11 protein-coding genes are annotated in these 11371 nt (G+C 70.9%); 5 read left to right on the top strand and 6 right to left on the bottom strand.

Annotated elements, in window-relative coordinates; all coding sequences use genetic code 11:
• Positions 1-625 (bottom strand): TrmH family RNA methyltransferase (locus P2P98_RS05285; protein WP_275797874.1); only part of this gene is annotated, 625 nt, incomplete at its 3' end.
• A gap of 129 nt (positions 626-754) precedes the next feature.
• Positions 755-1957 (bottom strand): amidohydrolase family protein, encoded by a 1203-nt coding sequence (locus P2P98_RS05280; protein ID WP_275797873.1) that lies wholly within the window; start codon positions 1955-1957, stop codon positions 755-757.
• Between the two features lie 78 nt (positions 1958-2035).
• Between P2P98_RS05280 and P2P98_RS05275 the strand changes: the two genes are divergently transcribed.
• Positions 2036-2884, top strand: a complete 849-nt coding sequence (locus tag P2P98_RS05275) for a Sir2 family NAD-dependent protein deacetylase (RefSeq protein ID WP_275797871.1) — start codon at positions 2036-2038, stop codon at positions 2882-2884.
• A gap of 14 nt (positions 2885-2898) precedes the next feature.
• On the opposite strand, the gene P2P98_RS05270 is transcribed toward P2P98_RS05275, so the two are convergent.
• The gene (locus tag P2P98_RS05270; protein WP_275797869.1) at positions 2899-3738 is read right to left on the bottom strand and encodes a PaaX family transcriptional regulator C-terminal domain-containing protein; all 840 of its coding nucleotides are present in this window, start codon (positions 3736-3738) and stop codon (positions 2899-2901) included.
• Positions 3739-3846: 108 nt separating this feature from the next.
• On the opposite strand from P2P98_RS05270, the gene P2P98_RS05265 reads away from it, so the two are divergent.
• Genes P2P98_RS05265 through P2P98_RS05255 form a run of 3 tightly spaced genes read left to right on the top strand, consistent with a single transcriptional unit; the run spans position 3847 to position 7615 of the window.
• The gene (locus tag P2P98_RS05265; protein WP_275797867.1) at positions 3847-5337 is read left to right on the top strand and encodes an FAD-dependent monooxygenase; all 1491 of its coding nucleotides are present in this window, start codon (positions 3847-3849) and stop codon (positions 5335-5337) included.
• A complete protein-coding gene (locus P2P98_RS05260; RefSeq protein ID WP_275797865.1) occupies positions 5334-7004 on the top strand; it encodes an AMP-binding protein in 1671 nt (556 codons plus the stop codon). Before P2P98_RS05265 ends, P2P98_RS05260 begins: the two co-directional genes overlap by 4 nt.
• Positions 7004-7615, top strand: coding sequence for a flavin reductase family protein (locus P2P98_RS05255; RefSeq protein ID WP_275797863.1), 612 nt, complete (start codon positions 7004-7006; stop codon positions 7613-7615). The genes P2P98_RS05260 and P2P98_RS05255 overlap by 1 nt, the downstream gene beginning before the upstream one ends.
• Before the next feature lie 40 nt (positions 7616-7655).
• Here the strand turns inward: P2P98_RS05255 and P2P98_RS05250 are convergent, their stop codons facing one another.
• From P2P98_RS05250 to P2P98_RS05240, 3 genes are read right to left on the bottom strand one after another with little or no spacing between them, the layout of a single operon-like run.
• Positions 7656-8441, bottom strand: a complete 786-nt coding sequence (locus P2P98_RS05250) for a maleylpyruvate isomerase family mycothiol-dependent enzyme (RefSeq protein WP_275797862.1) — start codon at positions 8439-8441, stop codon at positions 7656-7658.
• Entirely contained in the window at positions 8438-9262 is an 825-nt protein-coding gene (locus P2P98_RS05245; protein WP_275797860.1) for a fumarylacetoacetate hydrolase family protein, read from the bottom strand. Before P2P98_RS05245 ends, P2P98_RS05250 begins: the two co-directional genes overlap by 4 nt.
• A complete protein-coding gene (locus P2P98_RS05240; RefSeq protein ID WP_275797859.1) occupies positions 9259-10359 on the bottom strand; it encodes a cupin domain-containing protein in 1101 nt (366 codons plus the stop codon). The genes P2P98_RS05245 and P2P98_RS05240 overlap by 4 nt, the downstream gene beginning before the upstream one ends.
• Before the next feature lie 202 nt (positions 10360-10561).
• Here P2P98_RS05240 and P2P98_RS05235 point away from each other — a divergent pair.
• The coding region (locus tag P2P98_RS05235; RefSeq protein WP_275797857.1) for an alpha/beta hydrolase at positions 10562-11371 on the top strand (810 nt) is incomplete at its 3' end.

Genomic DNA, 11371 nt, shown 5'->3' with positions numbered 1-11371 from the left:
AGAAGGCGTCGAGCGTGACGGCGTCGTCCGAGAGGGCGAGGGCGGCGAGATGCAGCCCGGCCGCGTGCAGGAGCGGTTTGGCTTCCGACCACTCGGGGAGGCGCGTCCACGGCACCTGGAACACCGTCCCCATGCTGACGCGAACGCTCCGCCGGTAGAGCGGGTCCGCACACCGCGGCGTCACGAGCACGGCATCCGCCCCGAGGGCCGCCGCGGAACGGAATGCCGCCCCGATATTGGTGTGATCAACGATGTCTTCGAGCACCACGACCAGCCGCGCGTCCTTGACGACCTCTTCGACGGATGCCAACGCGGGGCGATGCATGGATGCCAACAGCCCCCGATGCACGGTGTACCCCGTCACCCGCTCGGCGATCTCGGCGGGGACGACGTAGATCTCGGCATCCTCCCCCGCGAGAGCGAGGGCATCGGCGAGGAACTTCTCCTGCACGAGGACCGACCGCGGACGGTGGCCGGCACGGAGTGCGCGGTCGAGGACCTTCGACGACTCCGCGATGTACAGCCCGCCCGCGGGCTCGGTCACCCGCCGGAGCGACACGTCCGTGAGATCGCGGTAGTCGGCGAGGCGCGGGTCGTCGGCGGAGTCGAGCGGGATGACGGGCATCCGTCCATCGTGCCAGCCCTCGCGCGCCCGCGCCCGCGCCCGCCTCACTGTCGAGTGTCCACAACACGCCGTGACGCCCGTGCCCTTAACGGCGTGTCCTGGACAGTCAACGGGAAGGGGGCAAGGGGGCTACGCCACGTGCAGCACCCGCCCGCCGCCGACGACCAGGGCGCGTTCGGGCACGCGGACGAGCGCGTCCATCGGGTTCTCGGCATCCACCAGCACGACGTCGGCGCGCGCTCCCTCGACGAGGTCGTGCTGGTCACGACCGACGGCCCAGGCGCTGGCGGTCGTGGCGAGCCGCACGACGCGAAGCAAATCGTCGTCGCGGACGAGTCCCGCCGCCCGCGCGTACTGCCACGCGATGCCGAGCGTGTCGCCCGTGCCATAGGGGCTCCAGAGGTCGCGGATGCCGTCCGTGCCGAACGCGAAGCGCACGCCGGCGGCGTCGAGCTCGGCGAGGGGCAGCTGCGGGAGCCGCAGGGGCGCGACCGTCGTCATCGAGACCCCGACCTCCGCCATCGCGGCCAACAGGTCGCGACGGTGCGAGGGGTCCAGCTGGGCGACCGCGAAGCCGTGCGCGATGTTCACGCGGCCGCGCAGGCCGAGCCGCGCGGCGCGGTCGACGAGCAGCTCGATCTGGAACGCGCCGAGCTCGGCGGGGTCGTGCAGGTGGATGTCGACACCCACCCCGGTGTCGGCGGCGAGCGCGGTGATCGCGTCGATCTGTCCGACGGGGTCGCGGTCGATGGTCGCGGGGTCGAGCCCGCCGATCGCGTCGACGCTCGGCCGGGTCGCGGCATCCCGCAGCGAGTCGAGCACGCCGGGGCGACGCAGGACGCCGTCCTGCGGGAACGCCACGATCCGCACGTCGAGCGCGCCCTCGTAGGCGGCGGCGGCTTCTTCGACCGCCTCGATCCCGCGCAGCCCGACGCCGGTGTCGACGTCGACGTGGGTGCGGATCGCCGTGGTGCCGTGACGCACGAACTCGCGCAGGACGTGCGCGGAGCGTTCGAGGGAGGGGATGCCGAGGGCGTCGCGTTCGGCCCGCTCGTGGCGGATGCGCCCCTCGGTGGTGCCCTCGCCCCCGTATGACTGCCACGGCAGTCCCCACCAGGACTTGTCGACGTGGGCGTGGGCGTTCACGATGCCCGGCAGAGCGAGGAGGCCCCGCCCGTCGAACTCCCGGACGCCGATCGGCGCGGACCCTGCGGGGGTGACGGCGGTGATGATTCCGGCATCCATCGCGATGTCGACCGGCTCTCCGCCCCACGGTCGCACGCGGCGGAGGCAGGTGATGTCGAGCATGGCGGGTGGGGGGAGAGCGCTCATCCCTCCAGTATCGACGGCGTTCGGGTGCGCGTCCGGTGGGCGACGGCCCGCCCTAGACTCGATACGACGGAGGTGCGCATGACCGACACGACGAAGGATGCCGAGTCCTTGGCATCCATCGATCGGGCCGTCGAGGTGCTTGCGGGTCGCCGGATCGCGGTGCTCACGGGCGCGGGCGTGTCGACGGATTCGGGCATCCCGGACTACCGTGGAAAGGGCGCTCCCACGCGGACGCCGATGACGGTGCAGCAGTTCCTCTCCAGCGCCGAGGCCCGCCGCCGGTACTGGGTGGGCAGCCACCTGGGCTGGAAGGTGTTCGCGGCGGCCGAGCCGAACGACGGACACCGCGCCCTGGCCGATCTCGAAGCGGCAGGGGTGTCGAACGGCGTCGTGACGCAGAACGTCGACGGTCTGCACGTGCGCGCGGGCAGCGGGCGGGTCGTGGAGCTGCACGGCACGATGCGCCGCATCGGCTGCCTCCACTGCGGGCAGATCTTCGACCGCCGCGACCTCGCGGAGCGCATCGAGGCCGAGAACCCGTGGATCACCGCCCCCGAGAACGTCGAGCTCGGCCCCGATGGTGATGTGACCCCGACCTCGGCCGAGGGTTTCGTCGTCCCCGTCTGCTCGGTCTGCGGGGGCACCCTGAAGCCCGATGTGGTCTTCTTCGGCGAGTACATCCCGGTCGAGAAGTTCCGTGAGGCCGAGCAGCTCGTGCACGCGAGCGAGGCACTCGTTATCGCGGGGTCGTCGTTGGTCGTGAACTCCGGCATCCGTCTCGTGGAGCGGGCACGGCGCCGGCGACTGCCCGTCGTCATCATCAACCGCGGCGAGACCCGCGCGGATCGCCGCGCCGCGGTCAAGGTCGACGGAGGCACGACGTCCGTGCTGCGCGCGTTCGCGGAACGGTTGCCGGGCCTGCTCTGACGCCCCGGTGACGACTACGCCTCTCGGGTGAAACCGACCGCCCCGCCCTCGAGGAACGCTCGGTGCGCCCCGCGCACCGTCAGCCCCGTCAACCGTTCGATCGCGGCCGTCGCGCGGTCGCGCAGCTCGCCGTGGCGACGCACGAACACCTCGTGCGCGCGCGGCGCGTTCCACCCCGCGGGCAGGAGAACGCTCGGCAGGTCGGGGTCGGTGAAGGGAAAACGACGGTAGTCGTCGGTCAGCCGCACACGTGCCACGAGGGCGTCGTCATCGTTCGCCTCGGGCTCGGCCACGTCGTGAGTGTGCACGAAAGCGCCGTAGAGCGAGTCGAGCGCGTCGAGGTCCCACCCGCGGGCCGCGATCGAGCGGTCGTGATCGAGGTCGCCGGTCCGGCTGACGAACACGTCGGAGCCCACACCGTTGGTCTCCATCAGCTCTCTCGCCGCGGCCACGCGGTCGCCGGGGGCGATCCAGACGGCGGGCTGCAACTGGCCGAAGCCCAGCCAAGTGAGGCTCTTGCGCATCTCATCGCGCGCCGAGCGATCACCCGCCCGTGTGGCGATGAGTGTCCATTCCCCGCCCCAGTCACCGGCGACGTGGCGGAAGATGCGCTCTCGCCCCTCGTCGAGCAACTGCCACGCTTTCGGTGAGAGCACGTAGGTGGTCAGCCTTCCGTCGCGGCGGGTGTCGAACCAACCGTCGGCACGCAGGCGTGACATGACCACGCGGGTGGTGGCCGGCTCGATGTCGAACAGCTGCAGGACGTCACTCAGACCGCGCAGGGGCACCTCGCCGTCACCGCAGTAGCGGAAGTAGTCCCCGAGGAGCGTGAAGACGAGGGAGCGGGGGCGCATGCGAGAACGTTACCCGAGATGAATGTAACGAAGCTATGGCGCAGAACACATTCGTGTTGCATACTCGTTGCGTCGTGACGGATCGACATCTTCAGCAAGGAGGCTGACATGCGTATCGCGATCATCGGAGGCGGTCCCGGCGGCCTTCTCTTCGCCGCTCTGGCCGCGCGCAACATCCCCCACGCCGAGGTCGACCTCTTCGAGCGCAACCGCGCCGACGAGGCGTTCGGCTTCGGCGTCGTGTTCTCGGATGCCACGCAGAGCGGGGTGGATGCCGCGGACTCGGCGCTGCGCGAGACCCTGGACGCCTCGGGGGTGCGGTGGGATGCCATCCGCGTCACCGCCAAGGGCGAGACCATGACGTTCGGCGGCAACGGCATGGGCGCCGTGCTGCGCAAGGATCTGCTCGCAGCCCTCCAGCGGCGCGCCACGGAGGCCGGCGCCCACCTGCACTTCTCCACCCCGCGACGCGTCGACGAGCTCGACGACTACGACGTGATCGTCGCCGCGGACGGCGCGAACTCCCAGACCCGCACCACGATCGGCGACGACACCCTGGGCGTGACTTACGAGACCGCCGCCGCCAAGTTCATCTGGTTCGCGACCGACGCCCCCTTCGAGGGACTGACCTTCTTGCACACGCACGCCGACGGGCTGCCGGAAGATGTGGCCGGGGTGTTCGCCGCGCACGCGTACCCGATCGGCGGGGGCCTGTCGACCTTCATCGTCGAGACCGACGAGGACACCTGGCGCGCCGCCGGACTCGACGGTTTCGACCCGGCCACTCCCCCAGGTCCGAGCGATGAGCACAGCCAGCGCCGGCTGGAGGAGATCTTCGCGTCCCTCATCGGCGGCGCGCGCCTGATCGGCAACAACTCCCGGTGGGGAAACTTCCGCACGATCCGCGCGCGCAGCTGGCACCACGGCAACGTCGCCCTGCTCGGCGACGCCGTGCACACCGCCCACTTCTCGGTCGGCAGCGGCACGAAGATGTCGCTCGAAGACGCGATCGCCCTGGCCGACGCGCTCGCCGCGCACCCCGACGACATCGACACCGCGTTCCTCGCGTACGAGGCGGTCCGGCAGCCGCAAGTGGCTCGCATCCAGGGCGCCGCTCGGCCGAGTCTGTCGTGGTGGGAGAACTTCGGCACCTACTTCCACGCGTTCGAGCCCTGGCAGTTCGGATTCCACTTCTTCTCGCGCGCCCTGCCCGCCGCGAAGATCGCCCGCCGCGATCCGGATGCCGTGCGCCGAGCGCTCGATCGGTGGCACAGCCGCCACGGGGCGCCACCGTTGGAGTCCGCGGTCGCGGGGCTCCTCGATCGACGCGTGGTCGACCGCGATGACCTGCCCCCTGTCGTCACCGTGGCGGCGGGTGACGGCATCCGCCCCGACGACGCCGTGCGCGAGGCGCTCGCGTCCCACCGCGATGCCGCCGCGGTGCTGGTCACCGGGGGCAGCGCTCTCGACCGTCAGCTCCTCGCCGAAGCGGCACGCCTGCGCCACGGCGTGGCGGCGATCATCGACGAACCCGATTGCGACGAGGATCGAGCCATGACCCTGGTGCTCTCGGGCCGCGCGGATGCGGTGCTGCGATGAACACGCGCGCGGGACTGACACCCTGGCCCACCGTGTTCGCCGAGCGGTACCGCGCGGAGGGGCTCTGGCAGGGCCGCTCGCTCGGCGAGGTGTTCGTCGAGGCGGCGGGCCGCCACGCCGACGGCGTCGCCCTGGTCGACGACGAGGTGACGCTGACCTACGCCGATCTGCTCGACCGCGCCGACGCGTGCGCCGCGCGCCTGCTGGACCTCGGCATCGCGCCCGACGACCGCGTCGTCGTGCAGCTGCCCAACCACTGGACGTTCGTCGTGCTGACGCTCGCGTGCCTGCGCGCCGGTGTCGTGCCCGTCATGGCGCTCCCGGCGCACCGGGAGCACGAGCTGCGCCACCTCGTCGAGGCATCGGAGGCCGTCGCGCTCGTCAGCCCCGACACGTTGCGCGACTTCGACCACCGCCGGCTGTCGTGCGCGCTCCGCGAGACGAGTCCGACCCTGCGACACGTCATCGTGCTCGCCGACGCCGATGCCGCGCTCCCCGACGATGTCGAGCGCCTCCTTCCGCTGTGCGCGTCATCCGACGAGAGCACTCGCGGGCGAACCCTGCCGACCCCGGATGCCGACTCCGTCGCGGTGTTCCTCCTCTCCGGCGGCACGACGGGTCTGCCCAAGCTCATCGCGCGCACGCACGACGACTACCTGTGCAACATCGTGCTGACCTCGCCGCCCACCGCGATCGGCGCCGACACGGTGTACCTCGCGACGCTGCCGATGGGACACAACTTCCCGCTCGCGTGTCCCGGCATCCTGGGGACTCTGTTCGCCGGGGGCACGGTCGTGCCGTTGGGTTCGCCGCGGCCCGAGCGGGCGTTCGCCGCGATCCGGCAGCACGGCGTGACCCACACCGCCGCGGTGCCGGCGGTCGTGGCATCCTGGCTCGATCACGCGGGAGCCGTGGGCGTCGACGCGCTGCGCACCCTGCGTGTGCTGCAGGTGGGCGGGGCGCGTCTGGCCGACGAGCTCGCCGAGCGAGCGGTGCGCGACCTTCCCGGGACGCTCCAGCAGGTGTTCGGCATGGCCGAGGGCCTCATCAACGTCACCCGGCTCGACGACCCGGTCGAAGCCATCGTCTCGACGCAGGGGCGTCCGGTGTCGGTGCACGACGAGCTGCGCGTCGTCGACGAGGCGACCGGGATGCCGGTTCCCGACGGAGAACCCGGCGTGCTGCTCACCCGCGGCCCCTACACCCCACGCGGGTACTACGACGCTCCCGAGGCGAACGCCCGATCGTTCACCCCCGACGGCTTCTACATCACGGGCGACATCGTGCGCCTGCGGCCCGACGGCAATCTCGTGGTCGAGGGCCGCAGCAAGGACATGATCAACCGCGGCGGCGAGAACATCTCCGCCGAAGAGGTCGAGAACCTCGTGTACGGGCTGACTTCGGTGCGGCTCGCGGCCGCGGTCGCCATGCCGCACGACACCCTCGGCGAGACGGTGTGCCTGTTCGCGGTCCTGCACGACGGGCACGAGCTCGATCTCGGCACGGTACGCGCACACTTCGACGCATCCGGGGTGGCGGCGTTCAAACGCCCCGACCACCTCGTCACCGTCGACGAGCTGCCGCTGACCAAGGTGGGCAAGATCGACAAGAAGGCACTGCGCGAGATGCTCGCCGCCGAGCTCACGGCATCCGGAAAGGTCCCCTGATGTTCATCGACGCCGCCGGCCTCTCCCCCGCGGACACGTACCGCCTGCTCGTCGGGTCGGTGGTTCCCCGTCCGATCGCCTGGGTCACGAGCGGTCGCGACCCCGTGAACCTCGCGCCGTTCAGTTCATTCACGTGGGTGAGCCAGCATCCGGCGATGCTCGGCTTCACCGTCAACAAGCGCGCGAGCGGCCGTAAGGACACGATCCGCAACATCGAGGAGCACGGCGAGTTCGTCGTGAACATCGCCGATGAGACGATGCTGTCCGCCCTGCACGCGAGCAGCGAATGGATGCCGCCCGAGGTCGGCGAAGCCGAGCGCCTGGGCCTCGCGCTCGAGGAGTCGCGCGTGATCGGCGTCCCGGGCCTCGCCGATGCACCCGTGCGCATGGAATGTCGCTACCACTCGACCACGGCGTTCAGCCCCACCGGTGGCGAGTTCGTCGTGGGCACGGTCGTGGGCTGGACCGTACGTGACGACGTGGTGCGGATGGGTTCGACGGGCGCAGCCAGCATCGACACCGCGCTTCTCCGACCGATCGGGCGCCTGGCCGGTCCGCGTTACACCCCGCTCGGTGAGGTCGTGGAGCTGCCGCCGGTGCCGGGCGGCTGAGGGGTGCTCTCACCGGGTGCGCTGACGCGCTCCAACGATCTCAGAACCAGCGCGCGATCTCCGGCAGTTCCCCGCCGCCGACGACCCGCAGCCGCCGTGCCCCGCGACCGGCGAGCCACCGCGCGAGATCGGCTGCGGCGCCCTCGACCTCCGCGCCGCTCTCGCCGTACGAACCCGGCGAGTCGTCGCGGTCGGTGGCCCGCAGCACGACGGCTCCGGGCTCGCTGCGCCGCGTCCACGCGCGGAAGACGTCCGCGATGATCCCGTCGATCATCTCGGGCGGGAAGTCGAGGAACGACCCGCCGTTGTCGAGATCGACCGCGTGCACCCACACCTCCTTCGCGCGCATCCACGCCGTCTCGCGCGCGGGCACGGTGCGTCCTTGAGCGGTGACGACGTCGGCATCCCACTGCGCGTCCGACAGATCCCGCCACTCGACGTCGAGGTGCACGGCGGCGTGATCGACGAGATGACGCAGCGCTCGCGTCGGCAGGGTCGCGCCGAGGACGATCTCGTCCCACCGCTGCGTGTCGGAGGCGTACATGCGGTTCTCGACGCCCGTGCGAGCCCACTCCACCAGGCGCGCGACGGCGCGGGCGTTGTAGCCGACGTGCGCGATGAGGTGCCGACGCGACCATCCGGGCAGCAGGCTCGGTGCGTCGAGGTCGGCGTCGTCAAGCTGCATGAGACGGCGCGCGAAGTACGCCGTGCCGCGCCGGGCGAGATCGAGGTGCGCGTGCGGGGCGTCTTCGGCGTCGTATCGCGCGCCGGCGCCTTGACGTTCCCGCAGCGCGAGCTGCTCGGGTGTCAGCTCTCCCGCCCTCACGGCTCCTCCGCCACGAATCGGTTGCGGAGGGTCCCGATCCCGTCGATGGTCACCTCGACCACGCTTCCGGATGCCAGATACTCCCGCGGTTCGCGTGCGTGGCCTACGCCGCCGGGGGTTCCCGTCAGGATGACGTCGCCGGGGCGCAGCGTCGTGATCGTGGAGACGTACCGCACCAGGTCGACGGGACCGTGGACGAGGTCGTGGATGTCACCGACCTGCTTCTGGACGCCGTCGACGGTGGTGGTCATCCGCGCGTCGGAGGGGATCTCCTCGGGGGTCGCGAGGACGGGCCCCAGCGGCGTCGAGCGCTCCCACATCTTGCCCTGCAGCCACTCGCGGGTGCGGAACTGCCAGTCCCGCATCGAGACGTCGTTCGCGATGGTGTAGCCGGCGATGGCGTCCTCCGCCTGTTCGGCCGACGCTCGGCGGACGGTCGAGCCGATGACGACGGCGAGCTCGCCCTCCCAGTCGATCTCGGGACTCTCCGGCGGCAGCGGGATGTCCTCCCCCGCGGCGGCGAGGGTGTCGGGGAACTTCGCGAACAGGACGGGGTACTCGGGAAGCTCACGCTTCATCTCGAGGATGTGCGCGCGGTAGTTCAGTCCGACGCACACGATCTTGCTCGGTGCGAGGATCACGGGCGCGTAGTCCACGGCATCCAGATCGATGACAGGACCGTCGATACCTGCGACGGCCGACGCGGGGCCCGCCCGCAGCACGTCGCCGACATCGGCGAAGCGCTCGAGCACGGTCGCGCGCTCGCCGTCCACACGGGCCGCGGCGGTGGCCCCCTTCCAGCGCAGGGTCAGCAGCTTCATCGGTCGGTCTCCTCTTCGAACTCGCGGTACAGCCCCAGGCCCTCGAAGATGGGCGTGTCGCTGAAGTGGAACAGGTCCAGGCGGGTCTCGGCCTGCACGCGGAAGCGGCACCAGCTCGGCACGACGAAGATGTCGCCGTGCTCGACGGTGTGCTCGGTGTCGCCCAGCAGCACGCGCCCGGTTCCCTCGAACACCTGGTAGACGTTCGACCCGACCTCTTGGCGCACCGGTGTCGACGCGCCCTCGCGCAGGCGATGGAACTGCGCGCGGATCGTGGGCATCACGTCGCCGCCGGTCGTCGGATTGGCGAAGCGCACGGCGGCGTGGCCGGGGCCGACCGTGGCCGGCATCCCCTCGCCCTCCAGCAGCAGCTGGTCGGTGAGCGCGGCGTCGGTGTGCTCCCAGCGGTAGGCGCCGATCGGGCTCGAGACGGTGCGCCGAAGCCCCGCGAGCGGCAGAAGTCCCGGGTGCGCCCACAGTCGCTCCGAGCGCGAGAAGTTGGGGGTCGCTTCGTCGGTCACCCGCTCTGAGCCGAACTCGAAAAAGCCGGAGTCCATCTGGTAGGCGAAGGGGATGTCGAGCCCGTCGATCCAGGTCATCGACTCGTCGGTCTCGTTGTGGTGGCCGTGGAAATGCCAACCGGGGGTGAGCAGGAAGTCGCCGCGGCTCATGCGCACGGGGTCGCCGTTGACGACGGTCCAGACACCTTCGCCCGAGGTGACGAAGCGGAAAGCGTTCTGCGAGTGGCGGTGCTCGGGGGCGGTCTCGCGCGGCCCCAGTTGCTGGATCGCGGCCCACAGCGTCGGCGAGATGTACGCGCGCCCGCCCATCCCCGGGTTGGCGAGGCCGATCGCCCGGCGCTCGCCGCCGCGCCCCACGGGCACGAGGTCGCCCGCGCGTTCCGCCAGCGGCTGCAGGGCGCTCCAGCGCCACACCCACGGCAGGGCCTTCGGCTGCGGGGTCTGCGGCATGAGGTCGTCCAGCTGCGTCCACAGCGGGATGAGATGGTTCTCCTCGAATCCGCGGTACAGGGCGCGCAGCTCAGGGGTGTCCTCGGGCTGCATCGCGTTCTCGACCGGGGTCACGGTCTCGCTCATCGGTCCTCCTCGACGTGAACTCCCCTCCAGGTTGCATTACTCATGTCGGTTGCGCAACGCGTTTTTGTCACATTTATTGCTAAAGCGAGACATTTCTCTTGCGTCAGACGCGAATCTGTTACACCATGTGGCCACGGGTTGCCGCGACACGGCGCCGCGGGCCCGGTGAGAGCATCGACGCCCATCTGCAAGGAGGCAGAGCATGTCCGAACTCGAGCACCACGAGACCACCTCGTCCGATGGGACACCCATCGCCTACTTCCGTCGGGGCACCGGCCCCGCGCTCGTCGTCACGCACGGAAGCATCGCGACGAAGGAGCAGTGGATCCCCGCCAGCGAAGCCCTCGCCGAGCACGTGACCCTGTACGTCTACGACCGTCGCGGCCGAGGCGGCACCGGCGACACGGAGGAGTACTCGCTCGCCCACGAGGTCGCCGACATCGCCGCGATGATGGAGGTGGCCGGCCCCGGAGCGCACCTGCTCGGCCACTCGTTCGGAGCACTGGCCACACTCGCCTACGCGCGGGAGCACGGCCTGGGCGGCGGGACCCTGGTCGCGTACGAGCCCCCGCTCGCCGTGCAGGGCGCGGTCGCGGGTGAGCGTCTCGAGGGCTATCGCCGACTGGTGGATGCCGGAGACCTCGACGCCGCCCTCGAGTACGCGCTCGTGAACTTCGTCCGCGTGCCGGCCGAGGCGATCCCCTTCATCCGCGAGACGCCGCTGTGGGGTGCGAGTGTGCCGCTCACCCCCACGTGGGTGCGCGAGCTCGCCGAGATCGACGCCCTCGGCAGCGACCTGACCCCGTACGCCGAGATCGACGACCCGACACATCTCATCGCGGGTACGGCGACCACGTCGTTCCTGTACCAGTCCGCGCACGACCTGGTCGAGGTCATCCCGAACGCCGGCATCACCGACATCGAGGGGGCCGACCACTTCGCGCACCTCGCCGACCCGCAGGGCTTCACCCGCGTGGTCGTGGAAGCGCTGAACATCCCCGCCGTCGCACGG

Source organism: Microbacterium sp. Kw_RZR3 (assembly GCF_029222405.1).
In the GTDB taxonomy this organism is placed as follows: Bacteria; Actinomycetota; Actinomycetes; order Actinomycetales; family Microbacteriaceae; genus Microbacterium.
The sequence above is the reverse complement of the archived record's forward strand: the minus strand, read 5'-3'. Positions and strand labels throughout refer to the sequence as shown.